This is a genomic window from Phocaeicola paurosaccharolyticus JCM 15092, assembly GCF_000613805.1.
In the GTDB taxonomy this organism is placed as follows: Bacteria; Bacteroidota; Bacteroidia; order Bacteroidales; family Bacteroidaceae; genus Phocaeicola; species Phocaeicola paurosaccharolyticus.
The window spans coordinates 14,337-40,968 of the sequence record NZ_BAJR01000023.1; the positions used below are offsets into that span (position 1 = coordinate 14,337).

General features: G+C 36.7%; 20 protein-coding genes and 1 pseudogene. 11 read left to right on the forward strand and 10 right to left on the reverse strand.

The features are described from left to right. Positions 1-156 precede the first annotated feature (156 nt). Positions 157-291 (forward strand): hypothetical protein, encoded by a 135-nt coding sequence (locus JCM15092_RS17835; RefSeq protein ID WP_262501378.1) that lies wholly within the window; start codon positions 157-159, stop codon positions 289-291. Positions 292-1,036: 745 nt separating this feature from the next. On the opposite strand, the gene JCM15092_RS15765 is transcribed toward JCM15092_RS17835, so the two are convergent. The 3 genes from JCM15092_RS15765 to JCM15092_RS10020 form a co-directional block, all read right to left on the reverse strand. Continuing rightward, a complete protein-coding gene (locus JCM15092_RS15765) occupies positions 1,037-1,432 on the reverse strand; it encodes a TlpA family protein disulfide reductase (protein WP_084488534.1) in 396 nt (131 codons plus the stop codon). A 672-nt stretch (positions 1,433-2,104) separates the two neighbouring features. Next, on the reverse strand, positions 2,105-2,248 hold the full coding sequence (locus tag JCM15092_RS17345; RefSeq protein WP_204367517.1) for a hypothetical protein: 144 nt from the start codon (positions 2,246-2,248) through the stop codon (positions 2,105-2,107). 96 nt (positions 2,249-2,344) lie between these two features. Beyond that, the gene (locus tag JCM15092_RS10020; RefSeq protein WP_024994538.1) at positions 2,345-2,857 is read right to left on the reverse strand and encodes a metallophosphoesterase; all 513 of its coding nucleotides are present in this window, start codon (positions 2,855-2,857) and stop codon (positions 2,345-2,347) included. A 291-nt stretch (positions 2,858-3,148) separates the two neighbouring features. Between JCM15092_RS10020 and JCM15092_RS10025 the strand changes: the two genes are divergently transcribed. The 8 genes from JCM15092_RS10025 (at position 3,149) to JCM15092_RS10060 (ending at position 17,894) form a co-directional block, all read left to right on the forward strand. Continuing rightward, the gene (locus JCM15092_RS10025) at positions 3,149-4,270 is read left to right on the forward strand and encodes an AraC family transcriptional regulator (protein ID WP_024994539.1); all 1,122 of its coding nucleotides are present in this window, start codon (positions 3,149-3,151) and stop codon (positions 4,268-4,270) included. 181 nt (positions 4,271-4,451) lie between these two features. Then, positions 4,452-6,080 (forward strand): CARDB domain-containing protein, encoded by a 1,629-nt coding sequence (locus tag JCM15092_RS10030; RefSeq protein WP_024994540.1) that lies wholly within the window; start codon positions 4,452-4,454, stop codon positions 6,078-6,080. A gap of 880 nt (positions 6,081-6,960) precedes the next feature. After that, positions 6,961-10,167 carry a SusC/RagA family TonB-linked outer membrane protein gene (locus JCM15092_RS10035; protein ID WP_235782328.1) on the forward strand — a complete coding sequence of 1,069 codons (3,207 nt, stop codon included), beginning with the start codon at positions 6,961-6,963 and terminating at the stop codon, positions 10,165-10,167. Positions 10,168-10,186: 19 nt separating this feature from the next. Then, on the forward strand, positions 10,187-11,908 hold the full coding sequence (locus JCM15092_RS10040) for a RagB/SusD family nutrient uptake outer membrane protein (protein ID WP_024994542.1): 1,722 nt from the start codon (positions 10,187-10,189) through the stop codon (positions 11,906-11,908). Between the two features lie 18 nt (positions 11,909-11,926). Continuing rightward, entirely contained in the window at positions 11,927-13,228 is a 1,302-nt protein-coding gene (locus JCM15092_RS10045; protein ID WP_024994543.1) for a glycan-binding surface protein, read from the forward strand. An 18-nt stretch (positions 13,229-13,246) separates the two neighbouring features. Then, a complete protein-coding gene (locus tag JCM15092_RS10050; RefSeq protein ID WP_024994544.1) occupies positions 13,247-15,229 on the forward strand; it encodes a hypothetical protein in 1,983 nt (660 codons plus the stop codon). Between the two features lie 6 nt (positions 15,230-15,235). Continuing rightward, positions 15,236-16,558 (forward strand): glycosyl hydrolase, encoded by a 1,323-nt coding sequence (locus tag JCM15092_RS10055; protein ID WP_024994545.1) that lies wholly within the window; start codon positions 15,236-15,238, stop codon positions 16,556-16,558. 124 nt (positions 16,559-16,682) lie between these two features. Then, entirely contained in the window at positions 16,683-17,894 is a 1,212-nt protein-coding gene (locus tag JCM15092_RS10060; protein WP_024994546.1) for a glycoside hydrolase family 5 protein, read from the forward strand. 85 nt (positions 17,895-17,979) lie between these two features. Here the strand turns inward: JCM15092_RS10060 and JCM15092_RS15770 are convergent. The 4 genes and pseudogenes from JCM15092_RS15770 to JCM15092_RS18075 form a co-directional block, all read right to left on the reverse strand. Continuing rightward, positions 17,980-19,006 (reverse strand): annotated as a pseudogene (locus tag JCM15092_RS15770) (glycoside hydrolase family 53 protein). A gap of 96 nt (positions 19,007-19,102) precedes the next feature. Next, entirely contained in the window at positions 19,103-20,212 is a 1,110-nt protein-coding gene (locus JCM15092_RS10070) for an acyltransferase (RefSeq protein ID WP_024994547.1), read from the reverse strand. Between the two features lie 28 nt (positions 20,213-20,240). Continuing rightward, on the reverse strand, positions 20,241-21,221 hold the full coding sequence (locus tag JCM15092_RS18070) for a DUF1593 domain-containing protein (RefSeq protein WP_051532536.1): 981 nt from the start codon (positions 21,219-21,221) through the stop codon (positions 20,241-20,243). Positions 21,222-21,223: 2 nt separating this feature from the next. Then, entirely contained in the window at positions 21,224-21,655 is a 432-nt protein-coding gene (locus JCM15092_RS18075) for a nucleoside hydrolase-like domain-containing protein (RefSeq protein WP_159101390.1), read from the reverse strand. 453 nt (positions 21,656-22,108) lie between these two features. Here JCM15092_RS18075 and JCM15092_RS10080 point away from each other — a divergent pair, with 453 nt between their 5' ends. Further along, positions 22,109-23,131, forward strand: coding sequence for a metallophosphoesterase family protein (locus JCM15092_RS10080; RefSeq protein WP_024994548.1), 1,023 nt, complete (start codon positions 22,109-22,111; stop codon positions 23,129-23,131). 158 nt (positions 23,132-23,289) lie between these two features. On the opposite strand, the gene JCM15092_RS10085 is transcribed toward JCM15092_RS10080, so the two are convergent. Then, positions 23,290-23,499 carry a putative signal transducing protein gene (locus tag JCM15092_RS10085; protein ID WP_024994549.1) on the reverse strand — a complete coding sequence of 70 codons (210 nt, stop codon included), beginning with the start codon at positions 23,497-23,499 and terminating at the stop codon, positions 23,290-23,292. An 85-nt stretch (positions 23,500-23,584) separates the two neighbouring features. Here JCM15092_RS10085 and JCM15092_RS10090 point away from each other — a divergent pair, with 85 nt between their 5' ends. Continuing rightward, the gene (locus JCM15092_RS10090) at positions 23,585-24,754 is read left to right on the forward strand and encodes a DUF3843 family protein (RefSeq protein WP_024994550.1); all 1,170 of its coding nucleotides are present in this window, start codon (positions 23,585-23,587) and stop codon (positions 24,752-24,754) included. Between the two features lie 230 nt (positions 24,755-24,984). Here the strand turns inward: JCM15092_RS10090 and JCM15092_RS10095 are convergent, their stop codons facing one another. Further along, positions 24,985-25,983, reverse strand: coding sequence for a 2-hydroxyacid dehydrogenase (locus JCM15092_RS10095; RefSeq protein ID WP_024994551.1), 999 nt, complete (start codon positions 25,981-25,983; stop codon positions 24,985-24,987). A gap of 59 nt (positions 25,984-26,042) precedes the next feature. After that, positions 26,043-26,624, reverse strand: coding sequence for a Maf-like protein (locus JCM15092_RS10100; RefSeq protein WP_024994552.1), 582 nt, complete (start codon positions 26,622-26,624; stop codon positions 26,043-26,045). Between the last annotated feature and the right edge of the window lie 8 nt (positions 26,625-26,632).

A 26,632-nucleotide genomic window follows, 5' to 3' on the forward strand; every position in this document is an offset into this window, starting at 1 on the left:
TTTGTGTTACATAACATTTTCAATAAGTTACATAATTCATAGATAAAGCCATGAAAACGGTTGAAACTATTAATTATGTAACTTATAGTTTTAATTATGTAATATATTTTCGATAAGAAATCCTGATCTTAAAAAATAATTTAAAACAAAAAAACTATGTCAAAAGAAGGAAAAGGAAAAGATAGAGCAGACAGAAAAGCTCCTCAAAAGAATCTAAAAGAGAAACGAGTGGATAAGGCTAATAAGCGAGCTGAAAAGAATCGCAAAAGGTTGGATGACTTGAAAAAATAACGATTAAAATTTGGGCTTTATACTTGGTGGGAATGAATATATTCTAAGGAGAAGAAACTAACTATAATTCAATGCCTTGTGCTTTTAAAAAATTACTTATACTAAATACTTAATAAACTGATGTTAACGCAAAACATTAATATGTTGTTATTTTCTCTATTTTTCAGAGCAAATTTTTCATATATATTTGGTAACTATTATACTTCTTCGTTTTGCACCATTTTGCTAATTGTAACTCTAAGCAAATGGATTTATCTTGATATCTATTAACGATATGATTTTTTGATATGTTCTGATTTACGTTTTATGGCTCAGTTACTATTCTTGTGGATTTAACAAATTAAGCATACAGTTTAGTAACCCTTAATAAGTAAAACTTTACATTATCAACTCCTATGAATGTAGTCCTGAAAGATTTTAGTTTTGCATTAAATGATTCAACACCGGAATTGGTCAGCCCATGCATCTGTTTCTGTACATGAAACCAGTCTATTATCTAAGTCGCAAAACCTGTCATGATCAGTTAATCAATGAATCATGATCGGTTGAACAATGAATCATGATCGGTTGAACAGTCTGTCATGATTCATTTTTCTGAGCAATGAAAATAAATCATCCTCTCTTTTCTTTGCATCAAACAAAGATAATCTTATTAATCAAGAAGAAATAGGATAACGTTTCCTACAAGAAGACCTGATAATGTACTTACATTGCGACACTATACAATAAATTATGTCACGGGCTACTAGTCTATATTATTCTTTTCCTTTTCAAAAAATGAATGTATGGCATTGATGTTTTTACCAGATATAATTTTACGAATAATTCTATTTTTATCAAGAATGATACTAAAAGGAACAGTTTTTATATTGAACTTAGCATAGAAAGGATAGTTCGTTACAATTTTAATATTTTCCCATACATAATTTCTATCTTCTTTTAAACTACGAACTTCAACATCCGAATTTGATGTAACTGCATATAATGCTATATCTTGATATTCATTAGCCATATTATTTAACGAAATTAATTCTTCAATACATGGCTTGCAAGTGATATCCCAGAAAGTTATAAATAAAAGTTTCTTCTGGGAACTCATTGAAGAAGTAAAATCAAAATCTAAAAATTCTTGACCAACCATTAATGTACTATTATTTATTTTTTTGCTTTTAAGTTGATTCTTAGCACATCCATTTAGGGTGTCTTTTATAGTTATAGAATAATTTCCTGTACTTAACGAATCTTGAAATTCATTTATCTCTATCTGTCTTCCTGATGGATCATGGAAAAATTAGTATGTGCTGTTACAGTAATACTCTTATCTTCATTCTTTACTAATTTTTGAGAAAAGATGGAAATAGGATAGATTAAAAGTAAAATGTAAATTAGTATGAAAGCTCTCATCTTATTTTATTAATTAAAAATGTTCTTATTTTCATACGCAAAGAAAAGATATTAAATTAGAAAACAAAAAAATATCGAAAATAGAGTGATAACTATGTAAAGTTATTTATAGCTAATATGGAGTGCTATATTTATAATATTACATTGACTTGGAGGTAATATTGAACATCATCTATAAAAAAAGCCAACCTACTAACAATAGTAGATTGGCTTTTTCTCATTTAAACTTCTTTCTCTTCACACCATTCAAATTCTCATTAGGCGTTAACCAAATACTCCATTTGGGTAATACTCCCTAATAAACGCTTCAATGGCGATACCAGATCTAGTAATTATTTCTTGGTATTGGTAAGAACCCAATGTCCAGTAGCTTGTGCAGTTGACATTAAAATTGGATAGTGCCTTATATTTATTTCATCACTAAGCTCTTCAAATCTTTTAAAGTACCATTTTCTTCGTACATATAAAGTTCTACAGAATCCTTATTTCCGGTAGTAATTACTGCAAAAGTACGAGTGTATCCTTCTTTAGAATCTGAGTTATGATCTACCAAGTACCGTCATTGATATAATATTTACCCTCAGCAAATTGTCTGCAATCTGGAACATGAGTGTGACCGAATACTACAACATCTACTTTTTCATTATTATTATCTATGTCCATGTTCAATTGCTATTTCTTTGCGGTCACCAGTATAGTAGACTCCAAGTCCTTGCGCATCGCTTACCTGAACTATGCCTGGAATAGCTTCTTGCAATGTCTTTTGCTCCAATGTCAAATCATGGTTACCAGGAACGTATACTAGCTTTATTCCACTTTTTATTACATGTTTCAATTCGTCAATTAATTCCTGATTGTTACTGATTACACCTTTGTAGAATTTCTCCTCATCAGTATAGTTTGGATAGAAAACCTGAAGATACCATTCATCAAGAAAATCGCCAACTATAACAAGTTCGCGAACATCCTTAGTGCTATGAAGTCGTTTTAAAAATTGAATGAGTATCTCTCTGTTTTTTACTGTCTCTGCATAATTGTCATCTATACCAATATGCAAATCACTTATAGTTACAATCTTATTCCTTGTATTACCTGCTTGCCAAAGAGATTCAGCCTTTTCTTCATTATTGCTCTCATTTTCATTTTCAGAACATCCAGACATAATACCCGTAGACACTATTAAAGATATAGTGATAAGTATTGAAAAAGTTTTCTCATAAATTGTTTTTTCATATTCTTCATCTTTTATAACATAAATATTTAATTATTAAATGTAAAGAATTTATCATAGGAATAACACTTACAGTATGTTTCATTATTACAAAATAATATATTAGATTATACAGATTGTATATATGAAACGCGTTTCTTACATATATGAAACATGATTAATCACAAGTCAGTTTTGTTATATTTTTTTTTTGTACTTTTACATAACAAAAACTCAATAAACATGATTGATCATTTTCTTATCGCTACAATATATACCGCACTAATTGTAATGCTTCTATCGGCAAGTACTTTATTTGCCTTTCACAAAAGTGGGGACAGGTCAAGAATTATATTGGGAGTGATTATCTCGTTTTCCGTTGTTAACTATATACCTCGATTGATAAAAGCAATGGATGGAATATTCCAAGGACCTGTTTTGAGTGTTCCAATGTTATCACTGGCACTATTCATGATTTTGTCCTATACTATATACCCTATTGAAGTAATATCTCCTGGTTGGACAAATAGAAAAAGATTACTGATGTTATATACTCCTGTAATATTAATATTGTCATTCTACGGATTAACTCTTCTTTTTGGAGTAGAATATAAAGAGTATTCAAGTATAATAGAGATGCTTCCTCATTTTCATGATTTTAATGTTGCATTCCGTCTTTTTATATGCTTTATACTTTGTTTACCCATATTCTTAATATTTTATATTCCTTATACCCGTAAATTCAATAATACGGATAGAACATGGATGATAGTATATGTGATAAGCGGTATAATAGATGTAATGACCTACCTGTTGATTTTATCGTATCATACCAAGATAATATCTATTATATATTTTCATTTCACAATGGCTATTACTGCACTTAGACTTTATATGGAACTGATTTATCGTATTGTAGACAAGAATGTTACAAACGAAGAAATAATGCTTGCCAGTAGAGATGAGAAAAATGAAATACTGCATAATATAATTAAGGATGAAAACGAGAATTATCACAAAGAAAGCAACTTGTTCATCCGATTGGAGAAATATATGATTGACAACCAGGCTTGGCGAAATCCTAATCTATCACTGGGCATGTTAACAGAAGAGATGGGAACTAACCGTACATCATTGACAAATGAAATACATAAATATGGAATAGATAGTATTACTACTTATATTAATAATTATCGTATCAGTGATTTTATATTTCTTCTTAATAAATATAATGAGATGAGCATTAAAGAGGCATTCTATATATGTGGATATCGTTCTCGTACCACAGCTATAAGAAATTTCCGTACTATTACAGGTAAGACTCCTACAGAATATTTTGGAAGAAACATAATGAATTTGGAATAAACGAGATGATATGATTCCTTACTATTCCCAATGGTTAGATTGAAAATCCGCTGTATATATGCCGTATAAAATAAATATAAAATTGAAATAGATATATAGATTGTTTATCTTTGCCAAGACTTATCAGAATCATCATTTTTATGTTTCTAATAAGTCTTGTACTATATATAAACCTTTTAATATGAAAAAAAGAAGAATACTCCTTACAGCATTATCATCAATGCTATTTACAATATCCTTTTCACAGATTACAGAACGTGAGAGACCGGCAGAATGGAAAAGCCTTATCAATGGCGGAAAGTTCATGGATCGTTTCGAAGCTATGCCTCAAGGTAAATTATCTGCCGATGTGTGGGGATATAAAGATGTTGTACCACGTTTTGTAGATAACGGAATTGAATCTCCTACTATCTCCTTCTGGGGAGGTAACATAATTAAAGGTGATGATGGAGTATTTAATCTTTTCGTTTGTGGCTGGCCTGAAAATTCGCGTAAAGGACATATGTTCTGGTCGAATTCTACAACCTTTCATGCTACATCAAAATCTCTCTCCGGGCCCTATAAGATAGAGAATTCTATAGGTAAGGGACACAACCCTGAGGCATATCGCCTGAGTGACGGAAGATATCTTGTCTATGTAATCGATGGATATTATATTGCTAATGACCCAAAAGGCCCATGGATATATGGGGTGTTCCAATTCAACAAACGAGGAAGAAGAATTATTGAAGGATTGTCAAATCTTACATTTGCCAGCCGACAAGATGGGTCAAAACTTATGGTTTGCCGTGGCGGTGGCATATGGATAAGCCGTGACGGGGTAAAAGAGTATAATCTACTATCCGACAAAAGCACTTATCCTCCGGTTGATGGTGAGTTCGAAGATCCTATAGTCTGGAAAGATAGCATACAATATCATATGATTGTCAATGATTGGCTTGGAAGAATTGCATTCTACCAACGTTCTAAGGATGGTCTGCACTGGATAACAGAACCTGGTGAAGCATATATGCCGGGCATAACAAAACATCAAGATGGCACAGTAGAGAAATGGTTCAAATATGAACGTATGAAGGTGTTCCAAGATGAACAAGGACGTGTGATACAGGCTAACTTTGCAGTAATAGACACGATAAAATGGGAAGACTTACCTGGAGATAAACATAGCTCTAAGAATGTATGCATTCCTATGAATAAGGGAATGTTGCTCACTGTGCTCAATACAAAGCCTGTTACCGAGGCAACAAAGAAGATTGATGTTCTTATAAAGGGAGAAAACGATTTCAACCCTGCAAAAGATATCGACCTGAAGTCACTACGTTTCGGATCATATAAAGAGGTTAATTATGGCAGAGGCTTTACTGTTTCATCGGTTAAAGAGTCGGGTAATGACCTGATAGTTTCTTTCAAGGGTAAAAACAGTGGCATAGATAGCGAAGAGTTTGCACCAAAGATGATAGGCAGGAGAAAGGATGGAAAGATGATTTTCGGATATGCTGCTCTGCCTTTTGTTGACTACAAACCGGCTATATTATCAGCAACAGCACCTGTATACTTTAAAGATGAGAAGCAGATAAGTGTCAACATAGATAATTTCGGTCTCTCTGCATCGCCTGCTACAGATATAGAACTGCTATATAATGATGATGTAATTGCAAGAGGAACATTGGAACCAATAGAACCTTACGGATGCAGTGAAATATCATTCACAACAAAACCTGAGTTCATACCTCTAAAGAGCAGAAACTTCACAGTAAGATTTATAAGAAATGGAAAGCTTATAGACACAAACAATTTTGTTATAGAATAGTATAAAATCACTTTTCATATATACACGGTCATATAGTGCTGACCGGATAAAACAAGAGAGACGAATTGCAATAGCTGTTCGTCTCTCTGACTGAATGAAAAATTCATCTACTAAAAACATTACTGTACCTCAAAATATTAAAGAAAGCTACCCATAAACCTATAATCAATATTTCTTTTAGTTCATCCTTTTTCATTCAATATCTTAAATATCTTCTTTATCTATTAATCCTTATTTTAGACAGTCAACCAAGATTAAAATCACCATGTATAGTCTTTATACTAAGCATTTATTATATAATCACAATTGTCAAAATTCACCGCGATTCATAACCGTTTTTGTTCGATTGTAAAAATATCATCTATACTATTATAAAAATAGTATTATTTTATCCAAATCTAATATGAAACTTTAAAACAGAATATTACTCTATTATCTTAACAGCCATAAAAATTCAATCTCTATATAATAATGTATAGTTATTTACTAGATATTGTATTTTTCAATGAAATAGTTATTTTCTTGTTTAAATTCGCTACTACCTACTCCTATTTATTATTATTTACACTAATAATAGATGACATAAAATCATCAATAAACAATAAATCACAACGTTTTTTCTTATTTTTTAAAATATAAACTTGCTTATATCAAGCTTATACGGCTTGTATAAGCTATTTATGCAATAAAAAGTTCAGCACATAATCTTAATACAAGATATAATTTTTGTCTATTTTTTACAATCAGAATTAATTCAAATATAGTATCACATTGAGCTAAAATTATACTTGTTCAACATATTAGCTCATCCTACATTTGTAAAGCTACAAATAGCTTATTGTAAATTTAAAATCTAATTATCCGTATGAAAAACATTGTTATGTTTTTGATGGCATTGGCAATTAACTGCCATCTTATTGCCCAAAACCATATTACGGGAGTTGTGACTGACGGTAGTGACAATTCTCCTATAATTGGTGCCAACGTACTAATAAAGGGTACGACGGTAGGTACAATTACTGATATCAATGGAAAATATTCTATTGTTGTGCCAGCAGGCAAATCAGTTCTGGTATTTTCTAATATTGGCTACAAAACCTTAGAAGAGACCCTTAAAAGTCGAAAGGTTATCAATGTATCTTTGAAAGAGGATACAGAGATGCTCGACGAGGTGGTGGTAGTTGGCTATGGTACAATGAAAAAGAGTGACCTATCCGGCTCATCTGTCTCTATGGGAGAAGATAAGATTAAAGGATCTGTCATCACAAGTTTAGACCAGTCTCTTCAGGGACGTGCAGCAGGTGTTACTGCAGTACAGACATCAGGTGCTCCTGGATCTTCTTCATCAATCCGCGTCCGCGGTCAGGCAACAATCAATGCAAATGCCGAACCACTTTATGTAATCGACGGTGTTATAGTACAAGGTGGCGGACAGAGCGGTGCAGATTTCGGCCTGGGTGATGCTTTGGGTAATGGTAAAGTTTCTACTATTTCACCATTGTCTACAATCAACCCTTCAGATATCCTATCAATGGAGATTCTTAAAGATGCCTCTGCTACAGCTATCTATGGTGCACAAGGTGCTAACGGTGTTGTCCTCATAACAACAAAACGTGGTAAAGCTGGTGATGCAAAATTCTCATACGATGGAATGTTTGCTCTTCAACGTCAGACAAAACGTCTTGACTTGATGAATCTTCGCGAATATGCAAATTTCTACAATGATCTGGCAAACAACGGTGAAATTTCAGATCCTAGTAAGACATATTCCGATCCTTCAATACTTGGCGCAGGAACAAACTGGCAGGATGCAGTGTTCCGTACAGCAGCACATACTCAGCATCAGCTATCTGCTCAGGGTGGTACAGATAAGATGCAATATTATGTTTCTGCTTCATATATGGACCAGGATGGTACCTTGATTGGCTCTAACTTCAACAGATATTCATTCCGTGCTAATCTTGACGCCAATCTTAAATCATGGCTGAAACTTGGAGTAAGTGCTACTTATACATCTACAGATGAAGATTTGAAGTTGGCAGACAGTGACCAGGGTATTATAAACTACTCACTTACAACTGTTCCTGATATTCCTATCTACGATATCGACGGTAACTATGCTACAGTAGTTCGTGAGGGATATACAAATCCTAACCCTGTTGCTTTGGCTATGATGGACCAAATATTACTTGAAAGACAGAAACTGACAGGAAATCTTTATTTTGAGGTTACACCATTTAAAAATTTAGTATGGCACTCTGAATTAGGATACGATATTAACTCATCAAAAGGTGAACGTTATAAACCAATGGTCGATTTAGGGGGATGGGTACGTTCATCAAATGAGAGCAGCATACAGAAGAACAGCAATAAATTCTGGCAGTTCAAGAACTATATCACATACACAGGTAATATTGGCAATGATCATCATTTCACTGCAATGCTTGGACAGGAATGTTGGGAAAGCACTTATGACTTCACAAGTATATCAAACACCAAACTTCCATCGGATGCTGTACATAATCCGGCATTGGGAACAGGTACTCCTACCATAAGTTCAGGCTTCGGAAGTTCGGCTATGGCTTCATTCTTTACTCGTCTTACATACAACTATGCAGATCGTTATCTAGGTACATATACATATCGTTATGACGGCTCTTCAAACTTCGGTCCAAATAAACGTTGGGCAGGATTCCACTCTTTGGCTGCTTCATGGAGATTTACAAATGAAGAGTTCTTCAAACCTCTTACTAAAGTTATCAGCAATGGTAAGTTACGTGTAGGTTACGGACAGACCGGTAACTCAAATATCGGTGGTTACAAATGGGGCTCTCCTATCTCACGTATGCCTTCGGGACTTGGCATGGGATATCGTCCTTCTCAGATTCCTAACACATCAATAAAGTGGGAGTCACAGGAACAGTGGAACTTAGGTTTGGATTTGGGACTTTTCCAAGATAGAATAAACCTAACAGTTGATTTGTATAAAAAGACATCAAATGATATGTTGATGCAACTCCAGCTGCCATCATACATGGGTACATCGGGTAATGGTTCTTCAGCTTTGGCTGCTCCATATGGAAACTATGGAAGTATAGAGAACAAAGGTGTAGAGATTACTTTGAACACTCATCCTCTTGTTGGAAAATTCCAATGGGACAGTGAATTCCAGATCTCTTTCAACCGTAACAAACTGAAAGCTCTTTCAGGTACAGGTGGTGGACAGATTGTAGGATACGGACAGTGGACAGACGTTGTCAGTGTGACAAATGTAGGTCAGTCACTATACAACTTCTATGGATTTGTATGCGATGGCGTTTACAAAGATCTTGAGGATATCCAGACATCTGCAAAACCGGTGAAATATCCGTCAGATAATGTATTCAACCGTTCAAACACAGTTTGGGTAGGTGATATAAAATACAAAGATCTCAATGGCGACGGAGTGATAAATGATAATGACAAGACAAATATAGGTTCACCAATGCCTAAGTTCACATTTGGTTTCACAAATACATTCCGTTACAAGAACTTTGATATGAGCCTATTCATCAATGGTTCTTACGGCAATAAGGTATACAACTATCTTGGCATGAAACTTACTCATATGAATTCTGCTTGGACTAACCAACTGAATGCTGTTGCCGACCGTGCTCAACTTACACCTATCGATGTAAATAAAGACTATTCAAATGGTGTTGTTGTAAATGGTGTAACTGTATACAACTGGTATGATGATATCACCAATGTAAAAGTTGCAAATTCAGGAACATTAATTCCACGTGCAACAATTGGCGACCCTAATGATAATGACCGTGTAAGCGACAGATATGTTGAAGACGGATCATATATTCGTCTTAAGAATATCACATTAGGATATACATTCCCAAAAACAACTATCAAGAAGATAGGTATTGAGTCATTGCGTCTATATGCAAATATACAGAACCTCTTAACGCTGACATCTTACGACGGATACGATCCTGAAATTGGAGCAAGTACTGCAAGTGCTAATGTTTATGGTCTGGACAACGGTCGTTATCCATCTCCTACTGTCTATTCATTTGGTTTGAATATCTCTTTCTAACGTCAATAATTGAATGATTATGAAAATCAATAATATAAAATATTTCGCGTTTGCTGCCATGTTGGGCATGAGCGCAACGTCTTGTGAAAGTTTCCTTGACCGTCCGGCAGAAGATACATACAATGAATCTAATTTCTATCAGAATGATCTGCAATGCGTACAAGGAGTAAACTATCTCTATAACTCACCATGGTATGATTTTCAACGTGGATTCATAAAGGTTGGTGAAGTTCTTTCAGGAAACTACTATATGGGTAGCAGTCCTTATCTTACATTTACAGTAAACGGATCGGATGAGGATCTGAAAAATATGTCAAGTTCATTGTGGGCTGTAAATGGTCATGCAAATACTGTATACAACCGTTTGAAGAGTGCCAATGCATCGGAAAAAGTTAAGAACCAGTGCATGGGCGAATGTCTTGCTTGGAAAGCTATGGCATACTTCTATCTGGTACGCTCTTTTGGTGCAGTGCCTATCATACATGACAACACTGCCGAATTGGGCGCAGGAAACTATAACAGTTCAAAAAGAGTACAAGCATCTGATGTATATGAGTATATCATCCTAACTCTCGAGAAGGCAATGGAACTGCTCCCTGCAAAAGGTGACGCAGGACGTATAGACAAATATTGCGCAGAAGGTCTGCTTGCAAAAGTTTATCTTACTCGCTCAGGTATAACAGGTACTCGCAGTGAAAGTGACCTGAATAAGGCAGCTGAATATGCTAAGGACGTTATAGACAACTCAGGAAGACATCTCCTTGAAAAATATTCTGATATTTTCAGAATGCAGAACAACAAGAATGAGGAGTGCCTCTTCTCATGGCACTGGAACGCAGGCCGTGACCCTTGGACTCAGCAGAACACATTGCAGTCTGACTTGGCTATGGTGGGTTTCGACGAGTTTGGCGATTGCTGGGGAGGATATGGTGGTATGTCTGTAGATCTTCAAGATGCTTTCGGTGTTAACCTTCTAGCATCTCCTAAAGAGAGAATAGATGTTGATGAGCGCAGAAAAGCTACCATGATGTTGCCTGGTGATGTATATGATTACTTCTGGACTGACAAAGGTGGTTTCAACTATCTTAAGTTCATATATGACAAAGATGGTTATGGAAAGGGAGGTCCTAACGGACAGCTTCAATCTGCTACAGGAGCAAATTCTGTAAAACATCTATATGGTGATGCATACGACCACGAGCAGGCATTGGGTACCTCTGCAGCAAATATGGCCAATGGTCTGAGTACACATATTCTTCGTCTTGCAGATATATACCTTATCTATGCCGAAGCTAAAATGGGATTAGCAACATCTACAACTGATGCATCTGCAATTGACGCATATTATGCTGTAAGAAGCCGTTCTGTAGCTTCTGCCACTCGCCCTGCTTCTATTACCTGGGAAGATGTATGGAAAGAACGCCGCCTTGAAATGGCTATGGAAGGCGACCGCTGGTATGACTATGTACGTCTATCATATTATGATGCTCAGCGTGCTATAACAGAATTGAAATCTCAACGTCGCAACTCATATTGGGGATTGGATGCTGTTTATAAGGAGTACTACACTAATGGTACTTATACTGTAACATCTAGCCAACTTTATAACACTCAGGATCCTATTCCTAATGTTACTAAATCAAGTTTCACACTTCCTTTACCTACAGAAGACCTGGTGTTCAACCCAACCTTAATGGATGAGCCTATACATGTAGATATACGTAATACTTATAGCTATTAACATTAATCTATAGAAAAAATGAGAAAAAATAAATATACAAAATGGTTCTTGGGCTCAATCGCTATATTGTCTCTGCTGACAATGGGATCATGCGCTGATGAACCGGATAAATATGAGATTGAAGGCGGTATACCAACTCTGAAATATATACGTCCTCTTACCCCTGAGGTTTCTGATTCTTTGCTTACAGGAGCTTATATGTCAAATAGTATCTGCCTGGTAGGTGATAATCTAAGAAGTATAGTTGCAATGTATTTCAATGACCAAAAGGCCGTTCTTAATACTAGTTATATGACAGATCATACAGTAATCGTTGATGTACCTAAAGAGATTCCAACAAAGGTTACAGATAAGATTTATATGATAACCAAGTCAAGTGATACAATAACATACGATTTTAAAGTTCTTGTACCATCTCCTTCAGTAAACACAATGTCGTGTGAGTATGCCAAACCTGGTAGTGAGGCTACGATTTATGGTGACTACTTTATTGACGATGAGAATGTGCCACTTAAGATAACTATGGCAGAGAATGTTCCTGTAACTAAAATTACTAAGATAACAAAGACTGCCGTAAGCTTTATTGTACCTGACAACGCTCCTTCAGGATATATAAATGTGAAGTCTATATATGGAACCAGTCGCTCTAAATTCCAGTATGCCGACAAACGTAACATACTTTTTGACTGGGACGGATCGCATGGTGGAATGGCAACAGGACACGGATGGCGTAATGGTGTGATAAAGAACAATGACCCTATTGAAAGTATAGACGGATCATACCTCTACTTCGGAGGTGCATCAATGTTGGGAGCTATTGGAGGTACATGGGCAGAAGATAATTTCTGTGTTAACTACTGGCCTGAGCCTAATAAAGGATACCCTGAACTCTCCTCTCTTCCTGAGTTTGAGAAGATGATAAAAGAGTACGGCGTAAATAATCTGCAGGTTAAGTTCGAAGCTTATGTACCAACATCAAATCCTTGGATGTCATCTGCTTTACAGGTAATATTCTCTGGAAATAGTGATGTAACATTTGCAACGGCAGGTAACGCTTACTATGGTAAAGCTGAACTACCACGCGGTCTATGGATGCCTTGGAAAGATAATGGTACTTATAATACTGCAGATAAATGGATTACTGTATCAATTAAATTTGCCGACTTCAACAAAAAGAATGACGGTAGTGCTTGTTCAACAGCATTCTCTAAGAGCATGCTGACAGGACTTACATTATTCGTATGGCATGGTGGATTAGCCGGAACTGATTGCAATCCTGTTATTTGCATAGATAATATTCGTGTGGTTCCTGTTGAATAAATAAAAAACGAATAAGATATGAAAACATATAAAATATCGGCACTATGTATGATGTGCCTTGTATTATTAAGTTCTCTGTCATTTACTGCATGTAACAATGGTGATGACCTTGACACTAATCAGTATAAAGGAGGCGTAAGTCTGAATATATTCGGACCAAGTCCTGTAGCCCGTGGAGGTATACTACGTTTCTTGGGTAGCGGACTTGATAAAGTAACCGAAATTGTGCTACCAGGATGTGACCCTATAACTGATATAGAGGTTATAAGTAGTGAAGAGATACGCATAGAGGTTCCGCAAAATGCACAACCGGGATATGTTACCTTGAAGAGCCCTGAGGGAGAGATTACTACTAAGACCAAATTGACCTACACAGAGCCAATCAGTCTGGAGTCTATCAATCCGATGAGCATAAAACCAAATCAGACTCTCACAATAAAAGGAGAATATCTCAACCTTATAAAGGAGATAATCTTTACTGAGAATGTAACTGTTACAAGTGATAAGTTTATTGAGTGGAACCGTAAAGAGATTAAGCTTGTTGTACCTGAAGAGGCTAAGAGCGGTAAAATTATCATTTCGGATGGAGCTGAAATTCCTAATTGGATCTATTCGGACGAGGAGGTGAACGTGATACTACCTTCTACAGAAAGTGTGATTGCTCTGGATAAGAAGAAGCCAGGTGATGTTATCACTATTACTGGAAATGATCTTGATTTAGTCAAGAAGGTAGAGATGCCTAACGGTACACTTGTAGAATTTGTTGTTAAAGACAACACTATAACATTTACACTTCCTGAAAACATTTCGGATGGCGCAGTGGTTATGATTCCTGCATCAGGAGTTAAGGTGGCTATTGCTACAATAGGTGTTGCAGTGCCAAGTGAAGTTAAAGCTACTCCTTCAACAGGATTACGTGCAGGCGATGAGATTACTCTTTCAGGAGTAAATATGGAACTCGTAACCAACATACTATTCCCATCTGTTAGTAGTGCTGTTAGTCCAATATCAAAGAGTGTTACAGAGGTAAAAGTTGCCATGCCGGCAGCAGGTACCAGCGGTAATATTATCCTCAACACAGCTAGTGGAGCTAAGGTTCCTGTGAATATTGCGACTGCAAAACCTGAGTTCGCCGCATTCGAGAATAGCATTTTATCTCTTGGTTCAAGTGTGAAACTAACAGGAAAGAATCTTGATCTTGTAACTAAAGTTATATTTACCGGAGGCGCAGAAGTAGCTGTCAACAACAGTAATGCCGCTGAACTTACTATTGCTATGCCTACTTCAGGTTCTGAAACTGGTAAACTTACTCTGGTAATGGCTAATGGAGAGAGTGCTGAGACAGGTGTACTTACAATTAATGCTCCTTTATTCTGCTATGTACCATCATTGCCAACAGATGAACTCAAGTCTGGTAGCATGCTTGTTCTTAATGTGGAGAATGAGACACATCTCAAAGGTGTACAGCTAAATGGAGTGAATGCACAATATGTTCTTCTAGCTAAGAAGCTGAGTGTAGGTATTCCTGTAGATACTTATGGTGATGTTGCAGTCAAACTGATTTCTGATAATGGTAGCGTAGAGTATCATATCAATGTCATTTCGTCTACCAAGATTGAGGTAGTAGTATTCGAAGGTCCAAAACTTATCACATGGGGTGACGGCGGAAGAGTTATGATTCCTGCAGCTTCATTTGTAGGAGTGAGAGCAAACTCTAAGATAAAATTCTTCTTCACTCAGAAGGATCAGACATGGGCTCAGGCACAGATAAACTATGGTAACTGGTCGTCACTGGTATTCCCTGAGATAGGAAGTGGTACATTGGTTCCTACAGACATGTATGGATGGACATTCGACAGCAGAATCTTGGAATGTACACTTACACAGGAGATACTCGACAAGATTCAGGCTAATAAGGGAAATTGTGAAGATCAGATTAATGTAGGTGTTATAATTCAAGGTTCTGACTTGACATTCACTAAAGTAACAATCGTTAAATAATAGAATATGGTAAAGTTTAATAAATTTATTGCAGGAGTAGCACTATTTTCAGTGCTGCTCGCTGCATGCGATACAGATGTTGAACACAACATTGCACAGGTAGCCGCTCCGGAGTTTCAGACTATATCTCCTGAAAGCAGTGAAGTGCTGTCACTTGGTAAACATACTATCACACTTACTTTTGACAAGAATATATTCTTTGCCTCAAGTTACATAGATAAACTTGAACTTACTGGAGCTGAATTAGTCAGTGCAGAGGTTATAGGTTCAAGCAACCAACTAATAATAACTGCAAATTTCCCTGAACGTGATAAAGAGTGCACACTGACTATTCCTGAAGGTGTGATAACAGGCCCAAACAAAATGCCTGTAGAAGCTATGACTTTCACATTCAAAACATGCAGTTTGGACAAAAATCCTGTAAACACTCTCACAACTGAGGCAATGAAAGTATATACTTTCCTTCAAGAAAATTATGAGAGTAAGATTATATCAGGAATGATGGCAAATGTAGCATGGAATACAGAGAAGTCTGAACAAGTATACCAGTGGACAGGAAAATATCCTGCAATAAACTGTTTCGACTATGTGCATCTGCAAAGTTCACCATCAAACTGGATTGATTACAGTGATATAACTCCTGTAAAAAATTGGAGTGACAATGGCGGAATAGTTTCAATAATGTGGCACTGGAATGTACCTGTAGCCGAAGGGTCAACAAGCTATGCTTTCTATGCAGAGAACAATGGCTTTGATGCAGATAAGGCTCTTGTTGAAGGAAGCTGGGAAAACAAAGTATTTACAGCCGATCTTGAGAAGTGCGCAGGTTACCTTAAACTGCTTAAAGATGCAAATATCCCTGTATTATGGCGTCCATTCCATGAGGCATCAGGTGGATGGTTCTGGTGGGGTAGAAATGCATCCAGCGAAAAGGCTATTTGGATCTATATGTTCGATTTCTTCAAGTCTAAAGGACTTAACAATCTAATATGGATATGGACTTCACAAGTTGGTGACAAAGAGTGGTACCCAGGTGATCAGTATGTTGATATAGTAGGTTGTGATATATACAATAAAACTACAGCTGAGTGCGCAGCCCAATATTCACAGATAATAAAAGAATTTGGAAATAAAATTATAACTTTGAGTGAATGCGGATCGGTTGGAAAGATATCTGAGCAGTGGGCTTCAGGCGGATGCTGGAGTTGGTTTATGCCATGGTACGATAACGACGGAGCTGAAACACTGCATGCTGATAAAGCGTGGTGGGAAGATGCTATGAAGCAGAGTTATGTTATCACACGTGACAAACTGCCTTCATTTAAATAATTCTATCATCTGATATTAATCTAATTATATTAGTACTGACAATATAGGGTGTCACAATATCTATCTACACAATAGTATTATGACACCCTTCTTTTTAAGAAGATAACATAATAATGAAAAAAGTATGACCTTAAAATCATCTCTGCTTGTCACCATCTTTGCTCTAATCTCTTGCAGCGGAGCCTCATCTGATGATAATGGGGAAGTTATTCCGGATAATAAAAAAGATGAAGCAGTGTATCCAGAAGGGATGAAAAGTGACGCCAAGGAACTTGTCTCTCAAATAAAGATAGGATGGTCTCTCGGCAACTCACTAGAAGCATATTATGACGGAGCGCAAGATACTGAAACATCTTGGGGAAATCCAAAGAGCACTGAGACTATGATAAAAGCTGTTAAGGCTGCAGGGTTTAATGCTATACGAATACCTGTCAGATGGTATCCCCACGCAACTAACGATGATAATATTAAGGTTGATGCCGCATGGATGAAAAGAGTGAAGGAGGTAGTGGACTACTGCATAAACAATGACCTCTATGTCATAATTAATACTCATCATGAAATGTGGCTTGAATCGTACCCGCTATATGCACATGCGACTGCAGTGAAACGTAAAGAGACAAATTTATGGACTCAGATAGCCTACTATTTCAAGGGCTATGACGAACATCTGCTTTTTGCAGGTACAAATGAGGTACATATACCTGATAACTGGGGTACACCAACAGCCGAGAATGTATCTGTTCAAAACGGATTCAATCAGACTTTTGTAGATGCTGTGCGTGCTACAGGTGGTAATAACCAATACAGAAACCTTATCGTGCAGACATATGTTTGCAGTCCTGAAAATGGGTTGAACTCCATGGCTATTCCTAAAGATGCAACTAAGAACAGAATAATAGTTGAGTTCCACTGCTATCAGCCAACAAATTATTGCCTGCAGGATGATGTAAAATTCTGGGGCAGCGAATATAAAGCTTATGGAATATCTGAATGGGGACAGGAAGACTATTTCACAAATCTATTCGCGAGACTAAAGTCTGCTTTTGTAGATAAAGGCTATCCACTAATCTTGGGAGAATTCGGAGTAGTACACCACTCATACAGTGCTGAACTACAGGCTCAGCGTGGAGCTGAATCGCGTGCCAAGTATATAACCAACATAGTATCTCTTGCACGTAAAAATGGAATAGCACCTTTTTGGTGGGATAATGGAGGCATAAAGGAGGGTACAGAGTGCTTTGGATTATTCGATCGCAATAATGGAATGAAACTTGTAGATGCAACGGCTGTAGATGCCATGTTGGAGGGTGCAAAAAGTTCTTATCCTTTTTAAACAATAGATATATATAATAAAGAATCCCATCTGTGACACATAAAGAATATGCACAGATGGGATTTCTATATTAACAAGCTAACTTCTACTCTTTAAATGCGTCCATCGCAACAGTGGGCTTGCCAGTGTTGTCGAAAGCTCCCTTTGAGTATCCATTCCAACTGTTTATACACTGTGGCTCCCAATAGAAAACTCCAAGACATTTATCAACACTCTTGCTTTTTGTGATAAGATCGGTAAGGAATGCTTTACATGCCTCAGCCTCATTCCAAGGCATACCAACCTCACACATCATAACCTCGCATCCATAACGAGTTATCATATCTTTTATATTATTAAGGCAATCACTATTCATTGTCTGCCATGTTGCAGATTCCGGATAGAGTGACATACCTATAACATCCCATTTGCCTCCATTTTCTTTAAGTCCGTCGAAGAGCCATCTGAATATGCCGTTCTTGTTGCCTTCCTGGAGATGAACAATTACTTTTGCATCGCTGAATACAGATTTCACAGCATCATAACCGGCATTATTTAGTTCGGCATACTGTTTCATATTATCAGCTGCCTTTCCATCTTCATAACATGCCATTGCCTGTCTCATTTCCCACCTGCACCCACTCAGGAGTTATGCCTTTATCTTTTAATGCCTGAAGAACATCTTTAGTATGATCAGCAACAGCTACTTTCAACTCCTCCATGCTCATGCCTGCCCAAGCTGCAGGTTTTGTCTGCTGTCCAGGGTCTGCCCATGAGTCACTATAATGGAAATCAATCATTATATGCATACCCAACTTGTTTGCTCTCCATGCCTTTGCTATAACATCGCTCTTATTGCACCACCCTTTTTCAGGATTTACCCATACCCTAAGACGTATAGAGTTCATTCCATAATCACGCAAGAGAGTCATACACTCGGTCTGCTTGCCATTTGCATCATAGAATTTTGTTCCTACGCTCTCCATCTCTGTAACCCAGCTTACATCGGCACCTTTTGCAAATCCACTCATTTCATAAGTTGGCTTATCTGGAAAAGATGGGCTTTTATCGTCATCACAGGCAGCAGCACCCAATGATAATAGTGCGGACAAAAATATATTTATAAACTGCATAATCGGTATATTATAATTAACCCATTGTCGTTCCTAAATAAAGAAACTGTTCATTGACAAAAATAATAGCATCGGGTATCCCATTTTTTTGCATAGTTAACCTATTAAATATTTACTTCCAGGGATATATGATACAAGTTTGGAAGTTACAAAACAACAGATAAATGTAAGTATAGCTATTACAGGAATGACAATCCATACCGGCAACATAGGATTTGCCGGATTACCGTTTACAAACCAAGAGGCAATAGGTGCCAGAAAGAAAAGGTGCATCAGATACATTCCGAAAGAGAGTTTTGATAGTTCGGTGATGAAACGAGGTGCCTTAGGCTGATTAATGCAGGTGAATAAAAGGAATATACCGAATGTTGCCAGAAGAACATTAGGAGTACAGAACTCCCAAGCCCACTCCAACATAGGTGTTTCAATAATCTTACCAGGCACTCCCATAAACCAGAATGACCATGTTGTGAAGGCTGCACCTGCGATGAAAGCCAATAATCCTATCTTAAGACGCTTTGAGCGAGACCATGAAAGATGTACACGGATATAGTGTGCTACAACAAGATAGCCAAGATAGCCGGAACAGTACCAGAATGCAGAGAAGTTATTCCAGAAACACTCTCCCCAGAGATCTGGAGTGATAAAACGGCGTATGAATGGTATGAATGTGGTAAAGACAAAAAGCGAGATAAATATCAGTTCATCTTTAGCCGATGACTTCTCCAGCCAAGGTGATACCACAGGTATAATGATATAAAGACTTATTAGTGGATACATGAACCATAGATGACCACCCATTGATGGAAAGTTAAATGGAAGTAGGGTAAAATCTTTAACAGATTGCTCCCAACTCATACCACCCCATAGCAGAGGAAGGAATGTATAAAGTAGAAGAAATGTTATGAATGGTGGCATTATACGCATGAAACGGTGTTTATAGAACTGTGTCATCGTTGTTCCATATTTCATAGGAACCAAAAGGAAGGCAGAGACAATAATAAATAGAGGAACAGCAACTCTGCTCAAACCACCATCATAAAAGGCAACCCAGAATCGGTTGCTTTCATTTGCCAACATAGATACGTTGCCTGCCAATCCAGATGGATCAGCACCATAGAAATTTTCACTGGCGTGGACCATCATAACCATAAAGCAAGCTATCACACGGATGTAATCCACGAAAACAATTCTCTCTTTTTCCATTGTCGTATATTATTTATGTCTAATTATTCTATTTTACATCAACTATAACTCGCATGTACGATACAAGATTGTACTCGCTGTCATCGTGTACCTCGCATACCATATGTATCTTCTTACCCTTAGCATCATCGGGAATTGATATCTTCACTTTTGCTGAATCACCATTATCTAACTTTAGCAGTGATTTATAAGTACCTGCCTCAGGCTGTTGCCACCATTGGAATTTCAAATCATCACCCTCCTTATCAAAACTCTTAGAAGCATCGAGTGACAACTCCTTTCCAGCTTTTGCTTTTAATGTTATTGGAACTACCGAATGTTTTCCATTTATAAATACCACAGGATTGGTATTACCTTTCCCATCTTTAGCCCATTGAATACGAGCTATGAAATCGTTAAGTTCATCGGGATAAAAACGACTCTTATAACCCTCTGTAATACTTTTATATGGTTCCTTCCAACTAGACCAAGAATATGTAATACTATCGGGAGAGATTCCATATGTGTGGCATCCTCCCCAGTTGGCCTGCGAAGGGTCTTCAGGATCAGAAAGTCCGTTAGGCATTATATAAAGGAATGAAGGAGTATCACCTTCTACCCCCCATTTATATTTTGGATAGACTTTCCCAAGCTCGCCATTGTTCTGTATCAGCGTTTCATGTTTGTTCCAGTTCCGCTTACCCAGTTCACACTGTAACTGCCATGTATTCTCATCCCATATAAACTTCAAATCATCTTTAAACTCACGGCGCATCCACATATGCGAGCTATATTCACGATTCATCCTCATGCCATAAACCATATCCTGATCGGTTATTGTATATATACGAAACTTATTCAGAAAGGCTTTTAACTGCTCTTTTGAACGAGTCTGCTTTACTTTCCATATTGCCTGAGCCAGAGTATTCCCGCTACCCCAAGTAGCTACCCAAATAGGACGGTCATCATCTTCATCAGCCAGTTTTATAAGAAAATCGCTTCCAGGGGTGTTGTTATTTTCGCCTATCACTCCTATCCCGGCTTTGTGGCTACCAGCATAACGCGTGAACGTATATACTCCACACTAGGCCAATAACCTATTTCCTGCTTTATACTCTCTTTCTCCAGCGGTAGGAAAGTTACCTGCGATGAACGTCTCATAAGATTCTTTACATCCTTAGAGTAAGCATCTACTACCTTATTGAGATTCTCAACCCACTCCTCAGGGTATGGATCACAATTCCAACCTACGGTTGTCATGATAGCCTCTATTTCAAAACAGTCAGCATAAGACATAAGACGCACTGCTGACTCCATATCATCGGGCTCAACATTACAATCACCTATATCGGTCATAACTACTAAACGTGGTTTTAAGGGAGCGCTATCTATTGAAACTGCGGCCTCTCCTGAACATAAAAATGAGAGAGAGGTAATAAGAGTGAGTGTTTTTCGAATATTCATATTATACATTCCTAAGTTAGATTTATAGATTTAAAGGGTGATGTAAATAATCACATATTGTACAAAAATATACAAATCCGACAAATTAACCTCATTTAAACAGAAGAATGATGCCAAGCGATATACCAATACCTAACTTATAAAAACAGGAGATAAAGATCTTTTCAGTTAATATATATATATCACTACTCAGTATATTTATATGATATATGGTTCCTGATAAATCACTAAGAAACTTTTTGTAAGAAGTAGTAACTTACTAATGTAGTACTAATAAGAAATGCTATTGCATTATTTTATCGGATTGATTTATTACTTCAAAGGAGACAAAAATGTAATATTCAATAAGATAATAATGGTATAATTATGATATATAATATTATTTGTTCCAATCATTCTCAATAATATTACAATAACATTTATATTTGCTCAAAGAGATAAAATTATATTAATATGCGAAACCTTGTTAAAATTTTTGTAATGCTTGTTTGCTTGATAGCAACTCATTCCATGATTGCACAAACACCAAAATTGAGATTTAATAAAAATGGAAACTTTAAGATTGTACAGTTCACCGACATACACTTTCAATATCGTAATCCGGCATCCGATGTTGCATTGATTCGTATAAAGGAGGTGCTAGATGCAGAAAAACCAGACATGGTGATTTTTACAGGAGATATTGTATATTCACAACCAGCTGATACAGCTATGAGAGTTGTGATGAATTTGGTGTCTGAAAGAAAGATTCCATTTGCAGTAACTTTTGGTAATCACGATGACGAACATGGAAAAAGCCGTTCTGAACTCTATGATTTGATTCACACTATCCCTTACAATCAATTACCTGATCGTGGTGAGATTGCCTCCCCTGATTATGTTTTACCTATCTTTTCATCAGATGGAAAGAAAGAGTCTGCTTTGCTCTATTGTATGGATTCTCACTCCTACTCAAAATTGAAAGATATTAAAGGATATGATTGGTTTAAGTTTAATCAGATAAGCTGGTATAAAGAGCAAAGTGAAATGTACAAAGATAAGAATGGAGGTAATTCCTTACCAGCTTTGGCATTCTTCCATATTCCTTTGCCTGAATATGTTGAAGCGACATCAAATAATCAAGCTGCAATGATTGGAACACGTATGGAATACCCTGGCTCACCAGAGGTGAATACTGGAATGTTCATGGCTATGAAGGAGAGTGGTGATGTAATGGCTACTTTTGTAGGACATGACCATGATAACGACTATGCTGTGATGTGGCGAGGTATAATGCTTGCATATGGCCGTTTCACTGGTGGAAATACGGAATATAATCATCTTCCTAACGGTGCACGCGTGATAGAGTTGAAAGAGGGCAGCCGTACATTTAAATCATGGATTCGCTTGAAGAAAGGTGAAGTCATAAATAAAATAACATACCCGGATAGTTTCATACGCGGTGAATGGAAAGGACGCCCTATAGAAAGAGAATAATGACAATTATAAGACTATAAAAACATAGAAAACACAGAAAGGTGGTCATATCTGGCGAAATTGGAGAATCTATCCCACTAAATTTGCTCAAAGAATTTTTAAATAAGACCTATAAAAAATACCACTTGACAGAATAAAATCTGACAAGTGGTATTAATTTATTCACCAATAATTTCTTTTGCTTTCTCATACTCATCCTTAGGTACCAATACAGGAATTCCTTCATTTTCCATTATTGACTCCATTCCATTATCATAAATCTCAGCATGAAGACCCTTACTGATAAGGTTACCCTGGATAATCTCTGCCTGAACGTAGTTATCACATACTTTCACAACGGCCATTGCATCATTTTCTTCCATTTCCATATTATATGCATTTATTATTAATAACAAAAGAGAATGAAATATGTTATCTAATCTTTGCTATATTAGTAAAAAATATCGGACTATTATGAAAAAGGAAAAAATATATATCAACAAATGGTTGGAAGTCCACCCATATAAGCTACAAAAAGAGAGCGACGGTTATTTTGTAGAGCTCAGTAACACTATATTTGATACACTTACACTTGATGATGTCCCAGTAGAAATAAGAAAAAGATGTGCACTATATCTCTCTGCTTACATCGAGGATTTAATATCAGGACTTGGATTATGGAGAGCATTCACTGAGAAGTGTAATGAACTGTATAAAACTCGGGTACCTTTCTATAATATCAGCGAAGAATATGTTGATGGTGAGGTTAATGTGGAAGACATCAGATTCATAATCTGGAACACTTTATATAATGGAGGATATAGCAAACTTCCTATAAACCCAATGGATAAGTCGATTGAGACTAATGCTATTAAACTTTATGACATCTTATCTGATGAGTATGAGGTTGCGCCGGAAAATGAGACCCTTAACAAATACTTCGATGGTTATAATGATGAAAAAGAGGGGAAATATAAGTTAGAATGGCTGTTTGGGTACACTTACCTCACACAGCCATCAGTACAAGCATATATTAAAGATTTGTCCGAGAGTGAAAGATTTACAGTACCATGCGGACCTTTGGCTCTCTTCCTTTATGAATGGTTGGAAATAGTATGTACAAATGGAATTGAGATGTGGAGAAAGATTGGTGGGCTATTCTTTACCAACCCGGAAATGTCTGAAAAGATGAAGGAGAAGAGCAAAGAGATATATCAAAACTTCATGGATGGGAATATGGGAAATAAGATTGCATACGTTGATGGATATTCCGGATTGAAGAAGTTCTTAGTGAACGTATTGAAATGGCCTGATGATGAGAACCACATGCTTCCACAAATGAAAGATTTCAAGAACTTTGTGCTGATGTGCAATGAAGAGAAGGGTATGTTGATAGCACATGATATATGCCAATATATAAAAGATCCTCTAAATCCATACTATAATAAATCGATTGCAGAGAAAGAGGCCTTCTCTATGCTTACAGTACCAACAAAATGTCCGCCAGATCTTTTGGAGTATCTTATTGACAACAGATATATACCTGATGTTCAATTCCCTAAGTATGGTGAGAATGAGATTACTGTGAAGTTTGCCGATTTCATTGCACGTTGTTCTTTGCTATATTACTACAGAGGAGATTAATATGGTTTCGTAACCTATTTCTTGCTCAACAGATATTATTCTTATAGACTTCAATGATGTCTATACAGACTACAGCTGTGATTTATATAGTCATAGTCTGTTGAGTGAAAAGGATATCTCATTCTCTCGAGAAACAGAACGTGATAATATCACAAAAAATAAGGCTGACCCCTCAATTTATGCTTATGGGTCAGCCTATAATATTTTATAAAGAAAAACTCTGTTCTACATTAAGAAATTGTCACTTCATTTTCGATCTTACCTTCGTGGAAATCTTTAATGTTCTGCAAAGTAGTATTAGCTATATTTACCAATGCCTCCTTTGTAAAGAAAGCCTGATGAGATGTTACTATTACATTGTTAAATGACAGAAGTCTTGCAAGTGTATCATCATCAATAATCTTGTCAGAAACATCCTCATAGAAGTACTCACTCTCCTCTTCATATACATCAAGTCCGGCATATCCAACCTTCTTGTTCTTCAATCCTTCGATAAGAGCATTAGTGTGAATAAGTTGTCCCCGTCCAGTATTGATTATCATAACTCCGTCTTTCATCTTACTGATAGAGTAGTCGTTGATAAGATATTTAGTCTGTTCGGTAAGTGGGCAATGAAGAGAAATAATATCCGATGCCTTATATAGTTCATCTAATGAGGCATAAATAAAATGGTTCTCACGGGCAAAGTTATAATCAGGGAACAGGTCGTAAGCAATAATATTCATACCAAATCCTTTCAATATTTTTATAAGGATTTTCGCAATCTTACCAGTTCCGATAATACCAACTGTCTTGCCATGCATATCAAATCCCATCAATCCATGAAGAGAAAAGTTTCCGTCACGAGTACGCATTGTAGCACGAGGAATTTTGCGGTTAAGCGACAGCATTAGAGCCAGCGTATATTCAGCTACAGCATAAGGTGAATAAGCCGGTACTCTGACAATTGTCATTTTGTCCTTTGCAGCCTTCAAGTCTACATTGTTGTAACCTGCACATCTTAATGCAAGCAGTTTAACGCCATTATCCGCTAAGGCCTGGATAACTTCGGCATCAGCCGTATCGTTCACAAATATACATACAGCATCAACTCCCTTAGTAAGTACTACATTGTTCAAATTTAATCTTCCTTTGTAGTACCTAATGTCAAATCCGTACTTTTCATTTGCCTCTTTGAACGAGCGTTCGTCGTAGGGTTTGGTGTCATAAAATGCAATCTTCAAAGCCATGGTTTATTCTTTTTTTTATTTAATAAACAAACCAAATATTATTTTGGTTCTTACAATCTTTACATTTTTATCAATTCTCTGTATAATCTCTGTATTGGAAGGCCAACTACATTAAAGTAGCTTCCACTGATAGATTGTACTCCTATATAGCCTATCCACTCCTGTATACCATAAGCTCCGGCCTTATCGAAAGGCTTGTAGTTTATGACATAATGATCAATCTCTTCCATTGATAGAGTGTTAAAAGTAACATCAGTCACAGAAACAAATTCTTTTCGGATATCTTTGGTAGTTATACATACACCAGTCATAACCTGATGTGTTTTGCCGGACAAAGATGCAAGCATCTCTTTAGCGTGAGCACTATCTTCAGGCTTACCCAACACCTTTCCATCAAGCCACACTATTGTATCAGCTGTGATGATAAGTTCATTGTCCTCTATAGTGTCTATGTAAGCTTCAGCCTTTTTCCTAGCTATAAACAGAGGTATCTGTTCTCCAATTAATGTTTCCGGATAAGATTCGTCAACATCTGGCAGCGTCTTTACCTTATACTCTATGCCTAACCCTTCAAGAAGCTCTTTTCTTCTCGGTGAGTTGCTGGCCAAGATAATACTGTATTTTTTCAAATTCTCTAACATACAATCTT

What these genes read in the sequence shown, in the direction of transcription:
- JCM15092_RS17835 (WP_262501378.1), top strand. Translation starts at nt 157, where the DNA reads ATGTCAAAAGAAGGAAAAGGAAAAGATAGAGCAGACAGAAAAGCTCCT.
- JCM15092_RS15765 (WP_084488534.1), bottom strand. Translation starts at nt 1,432, where the DNA reads ATGGTTGGTCAAGAATTTTTAGATTTTGATTTTACTTCTTCAATGAGT.
- JCM15092_RS10020 (WP_024994538.1), bottom strand. Translation starts at nt 2,857, where the DNA reads ATGTCTGGATGTTCTGAAAATGAAAATGAGAGCAATAATGAAGAAAAG.
- JCM15092_RS10025 (WP_024994539.1), top strand. Translation starts at nt 3,149, where the DNA reads ATGATTGATCATTTTCTTATCGCTACAATATATACCGCACTAATTGTA.
- JCM15092_RS10030 (WP_024994540.1), top strand. Translation starts at nt 4,452, where the DNA reads ATGAAAAAAAGAAGAATACTCCTTACAGCATTATCATCAATGCTATTT.
- JCM15092_RS10035 (WP_235782328.1), top strand. Translation starts at nt 6,961, where the DNA reads ATGTTTTTGATGGCATTGGCAATTAACTGCCATCTTATTGCCCAAAAC.
- JCM15092_RS10040 (WP_024994542.1), top strand. Translation starts at nt 10,187, where the DNA reads ATGAAAATCAATAATATAAAATATTTCGCGTTTGCTGCCATGTTGGGC.
- JCM15092_RS10045 (WP_024994543.1), top strand. Translation starts at nt 11,927, where the DNA reads ATGAGAAAAAATAAATATACAAAATGGTTCTTGGGCTCAATCGCTATA.
- JCM15092_RS10050 (WP_024994544.1), top strand. Translation starts at nt 13,247, where the DNA reads ATGAAAACATATAAAATATCGGCACTATGTATGATGTGCCTTGTATTA.
- JCM15092_RS10055 (WP_024994545.1), top strand. Translation starts at nt 15,236, where the DNA reads ATGGTAAAGTTTAATAAATTTATTGCAGGAGTAGCACTATTTTCAGTG.
- JCM15092_RS10060 (WP_024994546.1), top strand. Translation starts at nt 16,683, where the DNA reads ATGACCTTAAAATCATCTCTGCTTGTCACCATCTTTGCTCTAATCTCT.
- JCM15092_RS10070 (WP_024994547.1), bottom strand. Translation starts at nt 20,212, where the DNA reads ATGGAAAAAGAGAGAATTGTTTTCGTGGATTACATCCGTGTGATAGCT.
- JCM15092_RS18075 (WP_159101390.1), bottom strand. Translation starts at nt 21,655, where the DNA reads ATGAATATTCGAAAAACACTCACTCTTATTACCTCTCTCTCATTTTTA.
- JCM15092_RS10080 (WP_024994548.1), top strand. Translation starts at nt 22,109, where the DNA reads ATGCGAAACCTTGTTAAAATTTTTGTAATGCTTGTTTGCTTGATAGCA.
- JCM15092_RS10085 (WP_024994549.1), bottom strand. Translation starts at nt 23,499, where the DNA reads ATGGAAATGGAAGAAAATGATGCAATGGCCGTTGTGAAAGTATGTGAT.
- JCM15092_RS10090 (WP_024994550.1), top strand. Translation starts at nt 23,585, where the DNA reads ATGAAAAAGGAAAAAATATATATCAACAAATGGTTGGAAGTCCACCCA.
- JCM15092_RS10095 (WP_024994551.1), bottom strand. Translation starts at nt 25,983, where the DNA reads ATGGCTTTGAAGATTGCATTTTATGACACCAAACCCTACGACGAACGC.
- JCM15092_RS10100 (WP_024994552.1), bottom strand. Translation starts at nt 26,624, where the DNA reads ATGTTAGAGAATTTGAAAAAATACAGTATTATCTTGGCCAGCAACTCA.